The 19,608-nt window shown below is 52.0% G+C and carries 18 protein-coding genes and 2 tRNA genes; 6 read left to right on the top strand and 14 right to left on the bottom strand.

Going from position 1 to position 19,608, the window contains the following annotated elements:
- Positions 1–17: 17 nt before the first annotated feature.
- From HUF18_RS08435 to HUF18_RS08425, 3 genes are all read right to left on the bottom strand, one after another.
- On the bottom strand, positions 18–680 hold the full coding sequence (locus HUF18_RS08435; protein ID WP_225691855.1) for an LON peptidase substrate-binding domain-containing protein: 663 nt from the start codon (positions 678–680) through the stop codon (positions 18–20).
- 95 nt (positions 681–775) lie between these two features.
- Positions 776–1,912, bottom strand: a complete 1,137-nt coding sequence (locus HUF18_RS08430; protein WP_225691854.1) for an SMP-30/gluconolactonase/LRE family protein — start codon at positions 1,910–1,912, stop codon at positions 776–778.
- A 218-nt stretch (positions 1,913–2,130) separates the two neighbouring features.
- Positions 2,131–3,054, bottom strand: coding sequence for a D-2-hydroxyacid dehydrogenase (locus tag HUF18_RS08425; RefSeq protein WP_225691853.1), 924 nt, complete (start codon positions 3,052–3,054; stop codon positions 2,131–2,133).
- A gap of 172 nt (positions 3,055–3,226) precedes the next feature.
- On the opposite strand from HUF18_RS08425, the gene HUF18_RS08420 reads away from it, so the two are divergent.
- Positions 3,227–4,303 (top strand): alkene reductase, encoded by a 1,077-nt coding sequence (locus tag HUF18_RS08420; RefSeq protein ID WP_225691852.1) that lies wholly within the window; start codon positions 3,227–3,229, stop codon positions 4,301–4,303.
- Between the two features lie 62 nt (positions 4,304–4,365).
- On the opposite strand, the gene HUF18_RS08415 is transcribed toward HUF18_RS08420, so the two are convergent.
- The 4 genes from HUF18_RS08415 to HUF18_RS08400 form a co-directional block, all read right to left on the bottom strand.
- Positions 4,366–4,761 carry a GFA family protein gene (locus HUF18_RS08415; protein ID WP_225691851.1) on the bottom strand — a complete coding sequence of 132 codons (396 nt, stop codon included), beginning with the start codon at positions 4,759–4,761 and terminating at the stop codon, positions 4,366–4,368.
- Positions 4,762–4,774: 13 nt separating this feature from the next.
- Positions 4,775–5,314: a glutathione peroxidase gene (locus HUF18_RS08410; RefSeq protein WP_225691850.1), complete on the bottom strand. Its 540-nt coding sequence runs from the start codon at positions 5,312–5,314 to the stop codon at positions 4,775–4,777.
- A 100-nt stretch (positions 5,315–5,414) separates the two neighbouring features.
- On the bottom strand, positions 5,415–5,729 hold the full coding sequence (locus HUF18_RS08405; protein WP_225691849.1) for a hypothetical protein: 315 nt from the start codon (positions 5,727–5,729) through the stop codon (positions 5,415–5,417).
- 119 nt (positions 5,730–5,848) lie between these two features.
- Positions 5,849–6,565, bottom strand: coding sequence for a Bax inhibitor-1/YccA family protein (locus HUF18_RS08400; protein WP_225691848.1), 717 nt, complete (start codon positions 6,563–6,565; stop codon positions 5,849–5,851).
- A gap of 103 nt (positions 6,566–6,668) precedes the next feature.
- On the opposite strand from HUF18_RS08400, the gene nhaR reads away from it, so the two are divergent.
- Positions 6,669–7,574 (top strand): transcriptional activator NhaR, encoded by a 906-nt coding sequence (gene nhaR, locus HUF18_RS08395; RefSeq protein WP_225691847.1) that lies wholly within the window; start codon positions 6,669–6,671, stop codon positions 7,572–7,574.
- A gap of 46 nt (positions 7,575–7,620) precedes the next feature.
- On the opposite strand, the gene HUF18_RS08390 is transcribed toward nhaR, so the two are convergent.
- Positions 7,621–8,739, bottom strand: a complete 1,119-nt coding sequence (locus tag HUF18_RS08390) for a putative solute-binding protein (protein WP_145471004.1) — start codon at positions 8,737–8,739, stop codon at positions 7,621–7,623.
- A 399-nt stretch (positions 8,740–9,138) separates the two neighbouring features.
- Between HUF18_RS08390 and HUF18_RS08385 the strand changes: the two genes are divergently transcribed.
- Positions 9,139–10,776, top strand: coding sequence for an AMP-binding protein (locus HUF18_RS08385; RefSeq protein ID WP_225691846.1), 1,638 nt, complete (start codon positions 9,139–9,141; stop codon positions 10,774–10,776).
- Between the two features lie 33 nt (positions 10,777–10,809).
- Here the strand turns inward: HUF18_RS08385 and HUF18_RS08380 are convergent, their stop codons facing one another.
- From HUF18_RS08380 to queA, 6 genes are all read right to left on the bottom strand, one after another.
- Entirely contained in the window at positions 10,810–11,661 is an 852-nt protein-coding gene (locus tag HUF18_RS08380) for a 23S rRNA (adenine(2030)-N(6))-methyltransferase RlmJ (protein WP_225691845.1), read from the bottom strand.
- Positions 11,662–11,749: 88 nt separating this feature from the next.
- Complete coding sequence (gene secF / locus HUF18_RS08375; protein ID WP_225691844.1) at positions 11,750–12,667, bottom strand: protein translocase subunit SecF; 918 nt, start codon at positions 12,665–12,667, stop codon at positions 11,750–11,752.
- Positions 12,664–14,523: a protein translocase subunit SecD gene (secD, locus tag HUF18_RS08370; RefSeq protein ID WP_225691843.1), complete on the bottom strand. Its 1,860-nt coding sequence runs from the start codon at positions 14,521–14,523 to the stop codon at positions 12,664–12,666. Before secD ends, secF begins: the two co-directional genes overlap by 4 nt.
- Positions 14,524–14,597: 74 nt before the next feature.
- The gene (yajC, locus tag HUF18_RS08365) at positions 14,598–14,963 is read right to left on the bottom strand and encodes a preprotein translocase subunit YajC (RefSeq protein WP_145471000.1); all 366 of its coding nucleotides are present in this window, start codon (positions 14,961–14,963) and stop codon (positions 14,598–14,600) included.
- Positions 14,964–15,052: 89 nt separating this feature from the next.
- Complete coding sequence (gene tgt, locus HUF18_RS08360) at positions 15,053–16,201, bottom strand: tRNA guanosine(34) transglycosylase Tgt (RefSeq protein ID WP_446751462.1); 1,149 nt, start codon at positions 16,199–16,201, stop codon at positions 15,053–15,055.
- 23 nt (positions 16,202–16,224) lie between these two features.
- Positions 16,225–17,277: a tRNA preQ1(34) S-adenosylmethionine ribosyltransferase-isomerase QueA gene (gene queA / locus HUF18_RS08355; RefSeq protein ID WP_225691841.1), complete on the bottom strand. Its 1,053-nt coding sequence runs from the start codon at positions 17,275–17,277 to the stop codon at positions 16,225–16,227.
- A 180-nt stretch (positions 17,278–17,457) separates the two neighbouring features.
- Here queA and HUF18_RS08350 point away from each other — a divergent pair.
- The 3 genes from HUF18_RS08350 (at position 17,458) to HUF18_RS08340 (ending at position 19,578) form a co-directional block, all read left to right on the top strand.
- A tRNA-Leu gene (locus tag HUF18_RS08350) sits at positions 17,458–17,544 on the top strand.
- Between the two features lie 55 nt (positions 17,545–17,599).
- A tRNA-Leu gene (locus HUF18_RS08345) sits at positions 17,600–17,685 on the top strand.
- Between the two features lie 228 nt (positions 17,686–17,913).
- Positions 17,914–19,578 (top strand): methyl-accepting chemotaxis protein, encoded by a 1,665-nt coding sequence (locus HUF18_RS08340; protein ID WP_225691840.1) that lies wholly within the window; start codon positions 17,914–17,916, stop codon positions 19,576–19,578.
- Positions 19,579–19,608 lie beyond the last annotated feature (30 nt).

Below are 19,608 nucleotides of genomic sequence, written 5' to 3'. Positions count from 1 at the left end.
AGAATGTCAGGTGAATGTTATACATCATTTAACAGCGCCAAGGTGTAGTTCAGACGCTCGTTGGCCGAATCCATTTCCAGTATCTCCTGCAGAATATCGGCATCGAAAGCGATCATACCAAACAGTTCAAAACTGAACGCCTGCGCACTTATTGTCTGCCATTCTTCCGATTCCATTAAATATTCGATACTGCGTTGTACATCATCATCACCCTGCCCTAGCGCGTAAAGGCGATGCAGGATTTTATCTTTTAACAGGGCATTATCAGCATCATCCAGCTCCGCTTCTGGCGCGGGTAATTCGCGGTCGGGAAAGGGCTCACATTCGTATATCTGATAGGGCAATAACTGCACCGAGTCTCCCAAACGATAACGCTGTTCAAGATGCACATTCAGATACATGCGGCCGTCATCGCTGGTTTCTACCAACTCGCAGCGTCCGGCACTGACAACCGGATATGGCCGGTAGGTTGCCTGATTGCTGTTCAGCGCTTCTTTCAGATTCCCGGTGGGTTTGCCGGGACTGATCATCTTTTCGGTATGACAGATAGCGACCGGCATGCCGGTGTCGAGACAATGCTGGATCATGGCGCGATAGCGCGGCTCAAACACGTGCAGCGGGAACACCGTACCAGGAAAGGTAACGCAACCCGGGATCGGGAAAATACACAATCTGCTCATACAACCTCCACACGTCGGCACGTCAGGCTTGCTGCCACTATAACGCGATTTTCAGAAGGCTGCAGAGCATGGCTGAAGATAAATCTAAGGCGTTGTTATGGCGCTGTTATAGCACGACAGGTTTCCGCATTGGCCAGATCCATTGCCAGCGGCACGCGGCTCAGACGGTTCCCCAGAGCAGAAAGCTGATCAAAAATAAGGCCCTTCTCTGTTACCAGTAAATCGTAACCGTTAAAGCCTTCTCCGGCACCAATAGCCAGCGAGCTGGGTGATTCAAAGCTCAGCGGTGCTGTTGCTATTCGGTCCCCGGCCGCCGATTGATACACCAGCTGCCCCTGCAGGTACATCGCCACGGCAATACCACCGCAGTACGGCATGATGTCGTCAATCAGTGTCGCACCGCTGAACAATACGTTGTCGGCCGCAGCATTGCTGATGCTGTTGCCGGCGTAATCCGTCAGGGTTAAGGGTATTTCTCCCTGCGCATTAAATATAAAGCGGCGTACTTTATTACCATCCGATACGTACAGTGTGTTACCGCTGACCCGCACACCATTTGGCGATTGTATGCCGTAAGCATCTCCCAGCCAGTTTTTTTCAAAGCTTTTAATCGCTGGCGGTGATGCCGAATAATCCAGACTGATGCGGCCCAGTGCTGAACGACCAAAATAATTGGTATCGGCAATTATTAAGTTTCCATCCGGAGCAAATGCCAGACCATTGGGAATGGACAAACTATCCAGCGGGTCGGTTGTACCTTTACGATCCAGCGCGCGGAATATTAAAGGCCGTTGCTTTAGGCTGGCTGCCAGCAGGTGTGTATCCTGCACCAGAACCAGCCGGAACCAGCGCCATTCCAGCCGGTTTTCTTGACAGACCGTAAAAACCCAGCCGTTATGCTCGGCAATACCAGCAAAAGCACAGTCGCTCCCCTCATACAGTGCCCGCCTTTGGTAGCTGGTATTGCCAAGAGCATCCGTTGAACGCCGGATCTGATAAATATTTTTACCACCACTGACCAGTAAATCTCCGGTGGAAGTAAACAGAATATTTTCAGCATCTGGTATTCGAACCAGAGTTTCTTTTTCGATACAACCGGTAAGTACAAAAATGGTTATCAATGCGCAGATTATGCGTAAAGCCCATTCGGGAAAAAGCAGTTTCACTGCAAAGAAAGAACGCAGATAGCGTCCGGCAACAAACGGAGTGCGGGTAAGAGCAACGTTGCGCATGCAGAATCCTTTTTATTGTTTTGATTATTCCAGGTCCGGAATTCACCGGACTTATCAAAACTGGTTCAGCATGGTTAAAGGTGCAAATAACTGGCCCGGATTGTCCGGGCTTTTCTTTAACGTAAAACAACCGCCGGCACTGTTACTCTGGCGATAATAAAAATCAGGCAAAACAGCCAGGGAAGACTGTTATTTTTATTAATAAAGAGCGTGAAAATTTACGCCAGCATACGGATATTGTCAGCAGTCAGATTAATAATATTCTGCCGTGCCTGCGGACTGATCCAGGCGTTATGCGGAGTAACAATCAGATTAAGATTGCCCTGCTTAAGCGCGGACAGCAGCGGGTGTCCTTCGTCTGGTGGTTCTACCGGTAATACATCCACAGCCAGCCCACCCAGATGCCCAGACTGTAACGCCCAGAGTGCGGCCATTTCGTCGATGATGCCACCGCGGGCACAGTTCACCACCAGACAGCCGCGCTTCAGGCGGTCGATATTGTCGCGGTTGAGCAGGTGCCGGGTGTGTTCATTCAGCGGACAATGAAAACTGAGCACATCAGCCTGCTCAATCGCCTGCTCAAAAGGTAGGCGGCTGTCATCTTCTGCTCCCGGACGGGCGCAGAACATCACCGTCATGCCAAAGGCTTCAGCCAGTTTAGCCACGGCACTGCCCAGCGTGCCCTGACCAACAATTACCAGGGTTTTACCCGCCAGCTCAGTCGTATTGTGATTCAGCAAACAGAAGAATGGGCTTTGCTGCCAGGCACCACCACGGATGTCGTGCTGATAACGCGACAAGCGCGCCGCCAGCGCCAGTATCAGCATCAGGGTATGTTGTGCCACCGAGTGCGTGCCGTAATTGCTGACGTTGCGCACCGGTACACCCTGCGCCCGGGCAGCGTCCATATCGATATTGTTGGTGCCGGTGGCCAGCACCAGAATGCCCTTACGGCCCTGCATAGCCCAGCCGGGTATCTGCACCTTGTTGGTAAGAATCAGTTCGGCATCAGCCAGATGCTCTTCCAACTGTTCCGGGCTGGTACGGGTAAATACCCGAAGTTCGCTCACCAGCGCCCGGATCGGGCTTAAATCAACGCCAGAGCCGAGTGTGTCGGCGTCCAGTAATACGGCTTTCATCATGTTCGGCGTCCCAGTTCAGGATGTGTGGATCAGGCCTGCTGAATTCGGCCCATTGTTAGTGACTATAACGCTCAATACAACAGTCTGTTGCTGTGGCGGCGGGTGAAATCCGACGCTGCGGCCCTATATAGTTATCGCAATAAGTAAGTTACTCATTCATCCCGGAGAATGTATGTCCACCGATACCCAAGTTCTGTTCAACGCCACCATCACAGGCGATATTTCCCTGCCCAACCGTTTCGTTATGGCGCCACTCACCCGCTGCCGCGCCGTTGGCCACCAGCCCAATGAACTGATGGCCGAATATTATGCTCAGCGTGCCAGTGCCGGTCTGTTAATTACTGAATGCACGATGGTAACACCCCGCACGTCTGCCTTTGGTAATGATCCGGGTATTTACTCTGCGGAGCAGGTTGAAGGCTGGAAACTGACCACCGACGTCGTGCATAAAGCCGGTGGCCGTATTTTTATGCAGATCTGGCATGCCGGACGTGCAGCTCATCCGCTGCTGAACGACGGCACCGAAGCGGTTGCCCCAAGCGCCATTGCCATTAATGACGAAGTGCACACACCGGAAGGCAAAAAACCTTACAGCGTGCCACGTGCTCTGAGCAAAACAGAAATTGCCACCATTGTTGATGACTTCCGCAAAGCCGCTGCCAATGCCATTGCCGCCGGTTTTGATGGTGTGGAAATTCACGGTGCCAACGGTTATTTAATTGACCAGTTCCTGCGCGATGGCTCAAACCAGCGCACGGATGAATACGGCGGTTCGCTGGAAAACCGTGCCCGTTTTCTGACCGAAATTCTCGACGCCGTTACCGCTGAAATCGGCAGTGGCCGCGTTGGTCTGCGCTTATCGCCACTGAATAGTTTTAACGATATGCGCGACAGTGATCCGCTGGCCTGGACCGAGTATCTGGCCAAACACCTGAACCGTTTTAATCTGGCTTATCTGCATTTAATGCGTGCCGATTTCTTTGGTGTACAGCAGGCGGATGTGGTGAGTATTGCGCGTGAACATTATCAGGGCCATCTGATGCTTAACATGGGTTATAACGCCGATGAAGCGGCGGCCATTATTGCTGCCGAAAAAGCCGATTCTGTTGCCTTTGGCACCGGTTTTCTCGCCAACCCGGACTTGCCTGCACGGGTTCAGGCCGGAGCAGAACTGAACACACCGGATCAGAATACCTTCTACACCCAGGGTGCTGAAGGCTATACCGATTATCCGTTTATGACGGCCTGAAAATAAAAATCCTGCACCGGACTAATATCCAACGCAGGATTTTTTATACCCCGCAGATCTGATCAGGGACGTTCGTCGTACTGAGGAATATCGTCGTGCGGCTGATCCCAGGAGGCTTTTGAGCCCATATAAATATGGGCCACGGGTTTTACCTGCACATCGGTGTCGAGCGTGCCGATACGCAGCCGGTAAATATCCGGCATGGATGGACGCCGGCTGTACAACGGCGAGCCACAGTTTTTACAGAAGGTGCGGAAGACCCCCGGCGTGGATTCAAACTCCCCCACCAGTTCCTGCCCTTTCAGCAGGCGGAATTCATCGACCTTAATCGCCGCATTAACCGCAAAGGCGCTGCCATTGGATTTACGGCACTTGCCACAATGACAAACCATGGCCTGACCCAGTTCGCCATCGATCTGATACTGAATTCCATTACACAAGCAGCTGCCTGTCAGCATAACGATCTCCTTATCAGGCTTGCAGCGCACGCTGGATTGCATCTGCCACCACCGCATCGGTGACCTGCAGATCAGGAGCAAAACGGGCCAGAACCGTACCGTCTTTACCGATCAGGAACTTTTCAAAATTCCACATGATGTCGCTGTCATTGGCTGGCAGCAGATCTTTGGCGGCCAGCTTTTCTTTCAGCGCACCACCGGCAACGGCTTTTGGCTGGGCTGCAATTAATTGCTGGTACAGCGGATGGCGCCCCGGGCCATTTACCTCAAGCTTGGCGAACATCGGAAAGGTAACGTCATAGGTAAGGCTGCAGAACTGCAGAATTTCATCTTCACTGCCCGGTTCCTGTCCGAGAAACTGGTTGCAGGGAAAACCTAAAACTTCCAGCCCATTAGCCGCTTCAGCCTTGTACAGAGCTTCAAGCCCCTCATATTGCGGCGTCAGACCGCATTTGGACGCTACGTTCACCAGCAGCAGCACTTTGCCGCGGTAATCGTTCAGCGCCTGAGTCTCGCCCTGAATGTTTTTAACCTGAATATCGTAAATGCTCATACCTGATCTCCGCAGTAGGTTTTTACAGATCACAGGCTGAAGGAATAAACGCAGCTGGTCAACGACCAGAAATGGAAACAATGCTTGCAGGCTAACGCCGCTAATCGCCCTGACGGGTGCGCTTGATAAAATGCGCCTGACAATCTTCATTCACCAGAGTGAAGATGCTGTAGTATTTTTTACCGGTTTTTACGTAGCTGGCCACCTCTTTCTGGCGGCTGGGATGGTGCACTTTCAGCACCCGGGCCGGATGAAAAATTTCGGCCGTTTTGAAGTAGCTTTTGGCTTTATCGTCGCTGGCCGCTTTGGCGTCGCGGTCAAGGCATTCGGCATACGTCACTGGCGCCAGAAACAATAGCCCTGCCGTCAGAATTGCCAATAACCGTCTGAAAAAAGTGACCCAATAAACGCGCATAAACCTCTCCGGATATCAGGGAAGTGTAGACGTATCAACCGCCAGGTCGCCGGATAACAGACAAAAAAAAGCCGCAGACCAAAGGTGCTGCGGCGAGCTTCTCGAGCACAGAGAAATCGTTAGTCGTCGGAGCCCATCACACCCAGAATCTGCAGCAGACTCAGGAACAGGTTGTAGATGGCAACGTACAGGGTAACGGTTGCGGAGATGTAGTTCGTCTCACCACCGTGAATAATGGCACTGGTCTGGTAAGCAATCAGGCCGCTCATCAGCATGATAAACATGGCTGATACCGCTAGAGAGATCATTGGCAGACCCAGGAACAGGTTACCGATAGACAGCGCGAAGGCGACCAGAATACCCACCATCAGGGTTTTGCCCATACCGCTCAGGTCTTTACCGGTGCTAAGCACCCAGCCAGACATAGTCAGGAAGATCAGGCCGGTAGTACCCAGTGCCATGGCGATCATATCGGTACCGCCCGGCAGTTTGGCGTACATAGAGACGATTGGTCCCAGAGTCAGGCCCATAAAACCGGTCAGTGCGAATACTGAAACAATGCCCATCGCGCTGTTCTTGGTTTTCTCAACCAGAAACAACAGACCAAAGTAGCCCACCAGCGTCAGGATGATACCCGGATGTGGCCAGTTAAAAGCCATCGACATGCCAGCCACACCGGCACTGAAGATCAGTGTCATGGACAGCAGCATATAAGTGTTACGCAGTACTTTACGGCCATCCACGGCCTGCGTGTCATACGCCTGATTCTGTTCAGCCGGTACAACCACCGGCTCAGCGGATGCAGACTTCATGTTCAGATAATCGGGACGATTCATTGCCAACTCCTGTTTGTAAGAGATTGCGCCATTGTAGGCAGCGCGAATACAAAATAATATTCGAATTATCTTGCACTAATACATCGGTTTTTACGAACATTTTATGAAGCGCCTTAACTATAAGCACCTGCTCTACTTTCATACGGTAGCTGCAGAAGGCAGTATTCTTGCCGCCGCCAAACGGCTGAATGTGACACCGCAAACCATCAGCGGTCAGCTAAGGCTGCTGGAAGAAGATCTTGGCAATGCCCTGTTTGCCAAGGCTGGGCGTGGACTGGAGCTGACCGACGCCGGACGGGTGGCGCTGGATTACACCCGCGAGATGTTCCGCCTCGGTGATGAATTGCAGGAAGTGATGCACCAGGGAGCGACCGAACGACCACTGGAATTCCGAGTGGGTATTGTGGATGCGCTGCCCAAGTCCATCGCCCACCGCTTACTGGTACCGGCGCTGAGTTTATCCGGGCGCATGCGCATCGTCTGCCACGAAGAACAGATGCCTATTCTGCTGGGTGAGCTGGCCGTGCACCGTCTGGATCTGGTGCTGGCCGACAGCCCGATTCCTTCCGGGATGAATATCCGCTGCTTTAACCACCTGCTTGGGCGCAGTACGCTGGCTTGCTTTGCCACTCCGGCACTGCGTGAACGCTATTTGGGGGAGTTTCCTGAATGCCTGCGCGATGCCCCACTGCTGCTGCCGACCGATACCGCTTCTGGTCTGCGTACCGAGCTGCTGAGCTGGCTCGACCGCCTGAGCATTCCCATGCAGATTGCCGGCGAGTTTGATGACTCCGCCCTGCTGGAAGCCTTCGGTAATGAAGGCCATGGATTTTTCTTTGCACCAGCCGTTATCCGCGACGAAATCTGCCGCAAGTATCAGGTGGAATGCGTCGGGGAAGTGAATGATCTGGTGCAGGAATTCTATGCCATCTCGGCCGAACGCCGCATCAGCCATAACGCGGTCAGACTGATTACTGACCGCGCCAAGGATGGGTTTCTGACCAGCTGAACTCCTGACCAGCTGAACTCCTGACCAGTTGAACATGAGCCAAGAGTTACTCGACCGGGTTCAGACACTCGTTGCGGGTTGGGTCCACTTTGCAGCGGATTTTGCGCTGCAGTTTAAGCATCAGCGGGTCGTACACGCCTTTATCACGCAGAGCGATACGCAGATCACGCAGGCGTGCCTGCTCTCTGGCCTGATCCGCAGCCGGTACATCTATCCAGAACGATGCTGGAATATTCGCCCGCTCTTTTTCAACCCGTTTAACGTAGTTATCGAACTTGAACAGGAAATCTTCGCGCAGAATCTGTGCCAGACCGATCGGGAAACGCTCACTGCGGCCAATCAGCTGAATGGTCGACTGCGACAGTGGCATGTTCATTATTCCCATACCCTGTTTTGCCTTACCCGCACCCGCGACATGATAGGCAACCAGTGGCGCCAGCATGGCTTCGGCCTGCCCGCTGACAAACTGATCGACACTGGTCAGCAGACCTCCCGGACGGGCATTGGCTTTCAGCTGTCCGGCCAGCGCGCGTAATGATACATCGCTGTCCGGCACGACCAAATCTTTGCCGGCCATCTGGGCAAATTTATGCAGCGTCTTACTGCCGGAATAGGCGTAGTTTTCCCCCAGAGAAGCCACCCCCAGCACGACATAATCCCCTTCCTGCAGCCTGTCAGCCATTTTCGGGCTGGCAACCACCTGCATCAGCATCTGCAGGTGCTGCACATCAGGGATGCCACCCAGTGCTTCCAGCGTACCGGCAAAGCGGTTAAAGCTGAGGGCGCGACTACCGCTGATCAGAGCGGCATCACACTGCCCGGATGTCAGATCGTTGATCAGACTGTCCTCGTCCTGATAGGCGATAATGGTGAGGTCGAGCCCATAATGCAGCGAACGGAGTTTCTGATCATCAACGGCGGCAAATACCGGACCGGCCTTTCCGAGCATATCCCAGACGCAAAAACTGCGATTAATTTTGCCATTCTCCAGCTGGTCAGCGTACAGCTTCTTCAGTGCCCTGATCCGTTTTTCCAGAGGCAGATTCTGACTCATTACCGTTGCCTGCAGCTTATCCTGCTGCTTGGCATCGCGTTCCGCTGCACTCACCGTGTGCATGCCAAGTAATACTGTTGCCAGGCAGGCAACCCATAGGCCTTTGATCATCCGAATATCCTGCTGATGTGGTGTTTATGGTTGTTGTTGTTTTTATTGTTGGCAGTAAAGGACATGAACCATACAAGGCTTATCCCTTTGGGCCTTATATCTGTGAATCAGCGCGCATTAAATATAAACGGTGCCGTATCCACAATGTTGTAATCTGCCTTTATAACCCTTTTTATTGCCGGAGATAACCGTTACGACAGGCCAGTGCAAAGCACAGAATAAGAAAACAGACTGCTAACTATGCCTCTGTAATCGATATCGACAAAACGGGTGATAACGGAGTGGGCTATCAGTGTTCAGTTGTTCAGCAATTTACCATTCTTAACAGAACAAAAATGAGTTAGTTATTACTGTGTGAACAGCCCGAAATTCAGCAATAAAAATAACAAGGATTTACGCATGTCAGTCAAGACACCTCTCGAAATGCTTTATTACTGGGAAAAGACCACACCGGATGCCGTTTACCTGCGCCAGCCAATTGATGGGGTTTTTCATGATTTCACCTGGGCACAGGTGGGTGATCAGGTACGCAGAATCGCTAACGCACTGATTGCGCAGAACTTCGAACAAGGTTCACATATTGCCATTCTGTCGAAGAACTGTGCCGAATGGTTTATTACCGACCTGGCTATCATGATGGCCGGGCATGTTTCAGTACCCATTTATTTTACCGCCGGGCAGGAAACCATCCGCTACGTGCTTGCCCACAGTAACTGTAAGGCAATATTTATTGGCAAGCTGGACGATACCGAACACCAGTGTGCCGCCATCGACAGCCACATTACCCGTTTCGCTATGCCGTATGGCGATATACCTGCCCGCTATCAATGGCCGGAATTACTGCAGCAACCACCGCTGGCCAGCTCGCCGGTTCCTGATGCCTCTGACACCATGACCATTATTTATACCTCTGGCAGCACCGGTAATCCGAAGGGTGTCGTTAACACCTTTGGTTCTTACGGCTGGAGTTGCCAGGCTCTGGCCCAGGCTCTGAAGGTTGGCAATAAAGAACGCATGCTCAGCTACCTGCCACTGGCTCACATTACTGAGCGTGTGTATGTCGAGGGTGCCAGCCTGTATAACGGCTTCAGCGTTGCTTTTGTTGAGTCACTCGATACCTTTGCCGAAAACCTGAAGGCCGTATCACCGACGTTATTTATCTCGGTGCCGCGCCTCTGGACACGCTTCCAGATGGGCGTACTGGCCAAAATCCCACCGAAGAAACTCAATCGTCTGCTCAGTATTCCGATTCTGAAAGGCATCGTCGCGAAAAAAATCCGCCAGCAACTGGGACTCGACAGCGCACGCCTGTTTGGTTCCGGTTCGGCCCCGATTTCTCCGGCTACCCTGCACTGGTATGAACGCATTGGCATTAATATCAGCGAAGGCTGGGGTATGTCGGAAAACAATGGTCTGGGCACGCTGAGCTATCCGTTCCGCCGCGATAAAATCGGCTGTATTGGTCACCCCTACGACGGGGTTGATCTGCGCATTGCTGAAGATGGCGAAATTCAGCTGAAAGGTCCCTGCGTGATGAAAGAGTATTATCTGGAGCCGGAAAAAACTGCCGAAGCCTTTACCGCCGATGGCTATCTGCGCACCGGTGATAAGGGCACCGTCGACAGTGATGGTTACGTCCGGATTACCGGCCGCCTGAAAGAAATATTCAAAACCGCCAAAGGTAAATACGTCGCGCCGGTGCCGATTGAATCCTTATTAATGGAAAATTCACTGATTGAACAGATCTGTGTTACCGGCAGCAATCTTAAACAACCCATTGCTCTGGTAGTACTGACACCGGAAGCTCAGGCGCATAATAAAGACCACTTACGCGACAGCCTGCAACATACCCTGGAACACATAAATAAAAAGCTGGAAAGCCACGCCCGCCTGGATGCCATGGTCGTCGTGGATGACAGCTGGAGTGTGGAAAATGGCTTACTGACGCCGACGTTAAAAATCAAACGCCACTTAATTGAGAGTAAATACCACGACCTGATTCAGAGGGAACATGCCCAGAGTGTCGTCTGGCAGTAAGCCTGATAAAGGTACCACCAAAGAGAGCGGGCGTTATTCGCCCGCCAACTCCTCACAACGCCAGACGCCCTGCTCTCCGGCCAGGTGCTGACTCAGCCTTGGCAACAGGTTCTGCATTTTATCTTTCAGCGTCCATGGCGGATTAATCACAATCATGCCGGAAGACGTCATTCCCCGCCCTTCGGTATCCGCACTTAATCCCAGCTCGAATAACTGAATACGGGCAATGCCGCTGGCTTTCAGTTGCTGCTCCAGCTTATTGATACGACTGCGTTCCACCACAGGATACCAGAGTGCATAAATACCTGTGGCAAAACGCCGGTGGGCTTTTATCAGCGTATCAACCACCAGTTCATAATCGCTTTTAATTTCATACGGCGGATCAATTAATACCAGTCCACGACGTTCACGTGGTGGCAGCGCTGCAATTAATCCTTTAAATCCATCGCTTTGCTCAACACGCAAGCGGCGGTCAGTCGCCATTAATTCATCCAGCAAACGAAAGTCCTGCGGATGCAGTTCAAATAGCTGTGCGCGGTCCTGCTCTCGTAAAAACAGTTGCCCAAGTCTCGGTGAGCCCGGATAAAGCTGACTGGCTGTCAGACCACTCTGATCATGATCCGGGCGGCTGCTGGCCACCGCATTAAGGTAGCTCTGTAATTCCGGCCAGTCGCAGTTCTGCAGACGGCCGATACCGGTTTCAAACTCGGCATTCTTCTCTGCTTCCGCCGATTGCAGTGAATACAGACCGGCACCTGAGTGAGTGTCGATATAGACGAAAGGTTTTTCTTTCTGCTGCAGGTATTGCAGGATTTCAACCTGAATCAGATGTTTCAGTACATCGGCAAAATTGCCGGCATGAAAAGCGTGGCGGTAGCTCAGCATAGAATGTCCGCAGTGCTCAGATTAATGGTTATAAAAAGATAAAAAAAACGCATCGCCAGGCGATGCGTTTTTTTCTGACCAGAAAATATTATGGACGATCGTCCACTTCTTCCACTTCCGGCGGCATCAGATCTTCACGGCTGATCTTCATCATCAGCAACAGACTGGAGGCAACAAATACCGACGAGTAAGTACCCACCACCACACCAATCATCAGTGCCACCGCAAAGTTATGAATCAGGTCGCCACCGACAATCATCAGAGCAAACAACACCAAAGCGGTGGTTAAGGAGGTCATAATGGTACGACCCAGCGTCTGATTGATCGAATAGTTGATGACTTCTTCTGAATCACCGCGGCGCAACATGCGGAAATTTTCACGAATATGGTCAGCAACAACGATGGTATCGTTCAGCGAGTAACCGATGACCGCCAGCAGCGCTGCCATTACCGTCAGATCAAATTCCCACTGGAACAGTGAGAACAGACCAATAATGATGATTACGTCGTGGAACAATGCCACCACAGCGCCGACCGAAAATTTAAACTGGAAGCGTGCGGCAACGTAAATCATCACCACAAACAACGCCAGCAATAAAGCCAGACCACCCTGGTCACGTAATTCTTCACCGACCTGCGCACCAACAAACTCACTGCGCATCAGCGTCAGTTTATTATCGGCACTCTGGGTTTGCAGAACATTCAGAACTTCTGCACCCAGATTGTCGCGGAAGGCTTCTGACATACGCACTAATACATCGGTTTCCGCACCAAAATGCTGAACCGTTACATCACGGTAACCGGCATTTTCAAGTGCCGTTGATATACGCTCGATGGATTCCGGTGTTTCATACTGAACCTCCAGCAGCGTACCGCCGGTAAAATCCAGACCCAGATTCAGACCACGGACTGCGATAGAGCCGATAGAAATAACAATCAGAATAATCGACAGAATGCTGGCCGCATGACGCAGACGCATAAAGTTAAAGTTGGTCGCCCCAATCATGACTGACCTCCGATAGACAATGTTTCAATACGGCGGCCACCGTAAATCCAGTTAATAATGGCGCGGGTCAGAACAATGGCGGTAAACATCGAGGTGATAATACCGAACGACAGTGTAACCGCGAATCCTTTCACCGGACCGGTTCCGACAGCAAACAGAATGACCGCTACGATCAGCGTGGTCAGGTTGGCATCGAAAATGGTGATAAAGGCACGGTTATAACCTTCATGAATCGCCTGCTGTGGCGAGCGGCCATTGCCCAGTTCTTCGCGTATGCGGGCAAAAATCAGTACGTTGGCATCCACCGCCATACCCACGGTTAATACGATACCGGCAATACCCGGCAGCGTTAACGTGGCGCCGATCATCGACATCAGAGCAATCAGAATAACGATATTGGCCAACAGGGCTACGTTGGCAACCAGACCAAACAAGCGGTAGTAAACAGCCATCAGCACCAACACTAATGCCAGACCCAATACCACTGAGTTAATACCCATTTCGATATTTTCTTTACCCAGGCTTGGACCCACGGTGCGCTCTTCAACGAAGTACATTGGCGCCGCCAGTGCACCGGCACGTAACAGCAGGGCCAGCTCAGAGGCTTCTGCAGATTCCAGGCCGGTAATTCGGAAGCTGTTACCCAGCGTACTCTGAATAGTTGCCAGAGAAATAATGGATTTTTCCACAATCTGAATGGTTTTCGGTGTTTCCACACCATCGACCAGCTCATAGGTGGTTTTCGGCTTACGCTCAACAAAGAGTACCGCCATACGACGCTTTACTGCTTTACGGGTAACCTGAGTCATCATCGCGCCACCTTTGGCGTCGAGATCAATATTCACCTGCGGAAAGCCATTCTCATCAAAGGATGGCTGAGCGTTAGTTACGCTGTCACCGGTTGCGATAATGGCTTTTTCCAGACGCGCAGTACGGAACTGCTCATTACGGAAGGCATATTCTTCGGTCTGGAAACGACTGGCACCCGGCTCGGCTTCAAGACGAAACTCCAGATTCGCGGCTTTGCCCAGAATTTTCTTGGCTTCAGCAGTGTCCTGTACACCCGGCAGCTCAACCACGATGCGGTTACGGCCCTGACGCTGCACCAGAGGTTCAGCAACACCCAGCTCGTTCACCCGGTTACGCAGGGTCGTGAGGTTTTGCTTGATGGCGTAGTCTTCAAATTCTTTGATTTTTGCTTCGGTAATCGCCAGAACAACGTCAGCGTACTCACCTTTATCTTCATTTTCCTGCAGGAATTCAGGATAGGTGCGGGAAATAAAGCTGTTAGCCTGCGCCCGGACTTCAGCATCGACGAAGCTGATACGCAGCTTATGATCTTCAATCTGAATTCGACGGTACTTCAGCTGTTCTTCACGCAGACGGTTACGGAATTCTTCACGGTAATTGGCGATTTTACTTTTAACGTAATCATCCATATCCACTTCCATCAGGAAGTGCACACCACCGCTAAGATCCAGACCCAGCGTCATCGGGCCCGCGCCCATATTGAGCAACCAGTCGGGGGTGGTCGGCGCCAGGTTCAGTGCCACAATGAATTCATCACCCAGCAAACGCTGTACGGCGTCTTTTGCCGGCAACTGATTTTCGTTGCTGGTCAGGCGAAACAGTGCCGTACTGCCGCTCACTTCTTCACCAAAAAATTCGATATTGCGTTCCTGCAGAGCAGAACGGACTTTAGTCAGTACCGCTTCCGACATTTCAGCGCCAGAACGGGCCGGCGTTACCTGAATAGCAGCATCGGGCGGATACAGGTTGGGTGCGGCATAAAGACAGGCAAAAATCAGCGCCAGCACAATGAGAAGGTTTTTCCACAGCGGGTATTTATTGAGCATACAACTGCCCTTATTCCTTATTCAGAAAACAAAGACGGCCTCCTGAGAGACCGTCCTGAGCCCGGAGACGGGGCTTAAGCTTTAACGTCTTTGATGGTGCCTTTTGGCAGAGCCGCCGTGATGGCTACTTTCTGCACCGGCAACTGTACGCCGTCAGCCACTTCGATAACCACAAAGTCATCGGTAACTTTGGTGATTTTGCCCAGCATACCGCCGGCGGTTACCACTTCATCACCTTTGCTCAGGCCACCGATCAGATTTTTATGCTCTTTCTGACGCTTGCTCTGTGGACGCCACAGCAGGAAGTAGAAAATCAGCAGAAAACCGCCGAGGAATACCAGCTGACCGGTAATGCCCATTGGCTGTTGTGCTGCCGCGCCACCGTCGGCCATAGCCAGTCCGGAGGTAGTTAAGGCCAGAGCTGCCAGAATTGCTTTCATGTAGAGAGTCTCCCAATTACTTACCGCGAGTATGTCACGGCTGAACGACAAAATGTTTACAGACGGCACCGTAAAGCGCCGCGTGTTATTTATTCCCTGGCTCCGGAGTCCTGATCCAGTGGCGGGGTCTTCATGCCCCGTTTGGCATAGAACTCATCGACAAACCCGGCAAATGTACCTTCTTCCAGTGAGCGGCGCAAACCGGCCATCAGGGTCTGGTAATAATGGAGGTTATGAATGCTATTTAAAGTAGCCCCCAGAATTTCTTTGCATTTGTCCAGATGGTGCAGATATGCACGGCTGAAGTTTTTGCAGGTGTAGCAGTCGCACTCATCATCCACCGGGCCGTTGTAGGTACGGTTGGCGGCGTTGCGGATTTTCAGCACCCCTTTCGAGGTGAACAGGTGCGAGTTACGCGCATTACGGGTTGGCATCACGCAGTCAAACATATCCACCCCGCGACGCACACCTTCTACCAGATCTTCAGGCTTACCCACGCCCATCAGGTAACGCGGCTTGTCCTGCGGCATTTTCGGCGCCACATGACGCAACACGCGCATCATGTCCGGCTTCGGTTCGCCCACACTCAGACCGCCGATGGCATAACCGTCGAAACCGATTTCCAGCAGACCGGCGAGGGATTCATCACGCAGGTCTTCATACATACCGCCCTGAATAATGCCGAACAGAGCCGATGGGTTATCGCCATGGGCGTCTTTTGAACGCTTGGCCCAACGCAATGACATGCGCATCGAATCGGCTGCCTGCTTTTCGGTCGCCGGATACGGTGTGCATTCGTCAAAAATCATCACGATGTCGGAACCCAGATCGCGCTGCACCTGCATCGAGCTTTCCGGTGTCATCATGACCTTGTCGCCATTGACCGGCGAACGGAAAGCCACCCCTTCTTCGGTAATTTTGCGCATATCACCAAGGCTGAACACCTGAAAGCCGCCGGAGTCGGTCAGGATTGGCTTATCCCAGCCGATAAAATCGTGCAGATCACCGTGCTCTTTAATCACCTCAGTTCCGGGACGCAGCATCAGGTGGAAGGTATTGCCGAGAATAATCTCAGCGCCCAGCGCCTCAACCTGATCGGGGTTCAGGCCTTTCACCGAGCCATAAGTTCCCACCGGCATAAACGCCGGGGTCTGAATTTTGCCGCGCGGAAAGGTAATGGTGCCGCGGCGCGCGTGGCTTGAGCCATCAGTAATTTCGGAGTGCAGCTCAAACTGCATAAAACATTCACGGGTCATGGACATTATTCCGGTTGAGCGTCGTTCAGCACTGGCTGCGGACGGGATAAAAACATGGCATCGCCATAACTGTAAAAACGATAACGCTGGGCAACGGCCTCGGCATAGGCTGCCATGGTGTTATCACGGCCGGCGAAAGCAGACACCAGCATAATTAAGGTCGATTCCGGCAGATGGAAGTTGGTGATCATGGCATCGACGCTGCGGAAGCGGTAACCGGGGTAAATAAAGATACGGCTTTCATCATAGAAAGGCGCAATCTCACCACTCTGGCTGGCACTTTCCAGACTGCGCACCGAGGTGGTACCCACCGCCACGACACGCTTACCGGCAGCACGGGTGGCGTTCACCGCATCAACCACGTCCTGGCTGACTTCAATATACTCAGCGTGCATCTCATGATCGTGGATATTATCCACCTTCACCGGCTGGAAGGTACCCGCGCCCACATGCAGGGTAACGTAGGCAAAGTTAACGCCCTTCTCTTTAAGCACCTGCAGCAGCGGTTCATCAAAATGCAGCCCGGCAGTTGGTGCCGCCACTGCACCCGGCTTCTCGGCATACACCGTCTGATAACGCTCGCGGTCTTCTTCGGCATCATCACGCTCCATATAAGGAGGCAGAGGCATATGACCGACTTCATCGAGAATGCTCAGCAACGACCGTTCATCAAGGAAGCGTAACTGAAACAGCGCCCCTTCGCGGCCGACCACCTCAACCTCGACACCGCCCAACAAAATCCGGCTGCCGGGCTTCGGTGAACGGGAAGAACGCAGATGAGCTAACGCTTCATGCTCACCGGTCACTCTTTCTATTAAGGCTTCCAGTTTGCCGCCACTGAGCTTTTCGCCAAACAGGCGCGCCGGAATCACCTTGGTATTGTTAAACACCAACAGATCACCGGGCTCCAGCATGGAGGCAAGGTCTTTAAAAGTATGATGCGCACGCTCACCGGTTGCACCATTAAGGCACAACAGACGTGAGGCACTGCGTTCTGCCATCGGATAACGGGCAATCAGCTCGTCCGGCAGATCAAAGTGAAAATCGCTGGTCTTCATCTCGTTCTTGGCGGGCTCTGAGACTGCAAAAGTCGGCTTGCAGCCCCGGCCGGTGCGGTAATGACTGGAGGGCTGCAAGATTACCGGAGATAAGCCGGTAAGTTAAGGAAATCATTAGAGAAATTGTTGACAGCGCATTTTTTTCGAGTAGTATGCGCGCCACTGACACGCTACTGATGCGCCAGAGTGGCGAAATTGGTAGACGCAGGGGATTCAAAATCCCCCGCCTTTGCGGGTGTGCCGGTTCGAGTCCGGCCTCTGGTACCAAGCAAAAATAGTACTGTCAGTGTGATGTGCGAAGTGGTAACATGCCGCGCCTCAAGCCCAGGTGGTGAAATTGGTAGACACGCAGTGTTCAGGTCGCTGTGAGCTATGCTCGTGAGAGTTCGAGTCTCTCCCTGGGCACCAATCATTTCTCTGAATGATTGGTGAATACTTCCTCCCCTATTCCTTATCCCCCCGACAAACACATCCAGATTACCGACTCTGCACTTTATATTTGCAAAAAAGTCACGTTATAACCTTTAGTCCGAAACCCCGCCAGATCAGACAACGCCTGAAGACTACTACCATTTACTTCTGCGACTCCGCTCTGCTTTGACTAAGCTGAAAGGAATAACTATTCCGGAGCGTAATATGTCAAAGCATGGAATCCGCATATTGCTGGCAACGCTGATCAGCCTCATCGCCAGCCTGGTTCTGACACAACTGGCCCACCTGTCTACTCCGCCAGATCTGACGACAGTCTCTGTTATTGTGATAACAATCGCTGCTACTCTTGCCGTTCTGTATCGCATGGTCATCCGTCCCCAGATCCTGCTAAGCCACCAGATTGCACACCGTCTGACTCATCCCACGGCTCAGCACGACCGCACTCGCCATCCATTGCCTTCCTATTTGAAGAAAGATCTGGATCGGCTCGAACAGCAGCTGAGTATTTACAGCGAATTAAAAAGCAAACTGTCAGAACACGGCGGCCGCATTGCAATTGCCGCTGCGGAAATGTCGTATGCCGCCGACCAGATGAAAACCAAGATTCATGACGAAGTTGCCGATACCGACCAGATTGTTGCATCAGCCAACCAGATTCACGACACCGTTGAACACATGGTGAGCCAGACTCAGGAAGCCTCACGCGCAGCCAGTGAAGCCAAAACCATTAACTCCCATGGCAAAAAAGCCGTTGATGAAACCATCCCCCAGATGGAAGGAACCCGACAGCAGGTTAATACCAATGCTGAACTGATTGCACAGCTTGAAGCGAAATCCGAAGAAATTAAAGCCGTTACCCGGGTTATCAGCGACATTGCCGAACAAACCAACCTGCTGGCATTGAACGCAGCAATCGAAGCAGCCCGCGCGGGGGAACAAGGACGCGGCTTCGCCGTTGTGGCCGATGAAGTTCGCGCACTGGCAGCCAAAACGTCCGATGCAACACAGCAGATTGGCGATACCGTTAATCAGATTAATCTGGAAATTAAAAATGCTGTAGGAAACAGTCAACAGCTGACCGTAACCATTGACCATGGCGTGCAGATGACACAAAAAATCAGCACACACCTTAATGATATTTATGATCGTTCTGAAGAAATCGAACACAGCATCAGCACGATTGCATCCAGCGTTCAGGAAAATAGTCAGAATATCCGCCATATTTCATCCATCGTGCAGGAGACCAGCAAACGACTGCAACTGACCGAGCATGAAATAGCCTCCATTGCCGAACGCTCACTGGGGCTTTCTGAAACCGCTGAAAAAATTTACGAAGCCTTTGGTAACAGCGAGCTTGGAGAACCCCACGACACCGCAAAAAAAGAAGCAATAGCTGCCGCTGCGGCCATAGGCTCACTGCTCAGTGAAACAATAAGCAAAGGACAACTGACGGAAGATCAGGTATTTGATAAAAATTACCAGCCAATTAAAGGCACCAGTCCAACAAAATACTCAACCAGCTATGATGCGTTCAGTGATCAGCATTTTCCGGCGATTCAGGAGCCAATTCTTGAACGCAACAGCAGCATTGCCTATGCCGGAGCAGTTGATGTTAATGGTTATTTCCCAACCCATAATAAACGTTTCTCTCAGCCACTGACCGGCGATTACGCCAAAGATCTGCTGCAGAGCCGTACCAAACGTATTTTCAATGACAGAACCGGAGCACGTTGCGGCGCCAACACCCGGCCATTTTTATTGCAGACCTATAAGCGGGATACCGGTGAAGTGATGCACGATTTATCCGTGCCTATTTATGTGAATGGCCGTCACTGGGGAGGCTTCCGGATTGGCTACCGCAGTGAATAAAGCCCTATCATTCTGCAAGGAATAACTGAA

Origin of the sequence: Thalassolituus sp. ST750PaO-4 (genome assembly GCF_020320405.1) — a bacterium.
Taxonomy (GTDB): domain Bacteria; phylum Pseudomonadota; class Gammaproteobacteria; order Pseudomonadales; family Oceanobacteraceae; genus Venatoribacter; species Venatoribacter alkanivorans.
The sequence above is the reverse complement of the archived record's forward strand: the minus strand, read 5'-3'. Positions and strand labels throughout refer to the sequence as shown.

Coding starts and splice junctions, on each gene's coding strand:
- HUF18_RS08410 (WP_225691850.1), bottom strand. CDS start 5,314: ATGAGCATTTACGATATTCAGGTTAAAAACATTCAGGGCGAGACTCAG.
- HUF18_RS08385 (WP_225691846.1), top strand. CDS start 9,139: ATGTCAGTCAAGACACCTCTCGAAATGCTTTATTACTGGGAAAAGACC.
- HUF18_RS08400 (WP_225691848.1), bottom strand. CDS start 6,565: ATGAATCGTCCCGATTATCTGAACATGAAGTCTGCATCCGCTGAGCCG.
- HUF18_RS08380 (WP_225691845.1), bottom strand. CDS start 11,661: ATGCTGAGCTACCGCCACGCTTTTCATGCCGGCAATTTTGCCGATGTA.
- tgt (WP_446751462.1), bottom strand. CDS start 16,201: ATGCAGTTTGAGCTGCACTCCGAAATTACTGATGGCTCAAGCCACGCG.
- HUF18_RS08430 (WP_225691854.1), bottom strand. CDS start 1,912: ATGCGCAACGTTGCTCTTACCCGCACTCCGTTTGTTGCCGGACGCTAT.
- HUF18_RS08390 (WP_145471004.1), bottom strand. CDS start 8,739: ATGATCAAAGGCCTATGGGTTGCCTGCCTGGCAACAGTATTACTTGGC.
- HUF18_RS08425 (WP_225691853.1), bottom strand. CDS start 3,054: ATGATGAAAGCCGTATTACTGGACGCCGACACACTCGGCTCTGGCGTT.
- secF (WP_225691844.1), bottom strand. CDS start 12,667: ATGATTGGGGCGACCAACTTTAACTTTATGCGTCTGCGTCATGCGGCC.
- HUF18_RS08420 (WP_225691852.1), top strand. CDS start 3,227: ATGTCCACCGATACCCAAGTTCTGTTCAACGCCACCATCACAGGCGAT.
- nhaR (WP_225691847.1), top strand. CDS start 6,669: ATGAAGCGCCTTAACTATAAGCACCTGCTCTACTTTCATACGGTAGCT.
- HUF18_RS08405 (WP_225691849.1), bottom strand. CDS start 5,729: ATGCGCGTTTATTGGGTCACTTTTTTCAGACGGTTATTGGCAATTCTG.
- HUF18_RS08340 (WP_225691840.1), top strand. CDS start 17,914: ATGTCAAAGCATGGAATCCGCATATTGCTGGCAACGCTGATCAGCCTC.
- HUF18_RS08435 (WP_225691855.1), bottom strand. CDS start 680: ATGAGCAGATTGTGTATTTTCCCGATCCCGGGTTGCGTTACCTTTCCT.
- secD (WP_225691843.1), bottom strand. CDS start 14,523: ATGCTCAATAAATACCCGCTGTGGAAAAACCTTCTCATTGTGCTGGCG.
- HUF18_RS08415 (WP_225691851.1), bottom strand. CDS start 4,761: ATGCTGACAGGCAGCTGCTTGTGTAATGGAATTCAGTATCAGATCGAT.
- queA (WP_225691841.1), bottom strand. CDS start 17,277: ATGAAGACCAGCGATTTTCACTTTGATCTGCCGGACGAGCTGATTGCC.
- yajC (WP_145471000.1), bottom strand. CDS start 14,963: ATGAAAGCAATTCTGGCAGCTCTGGCCTTAACTACCTCCGGACTGGCT.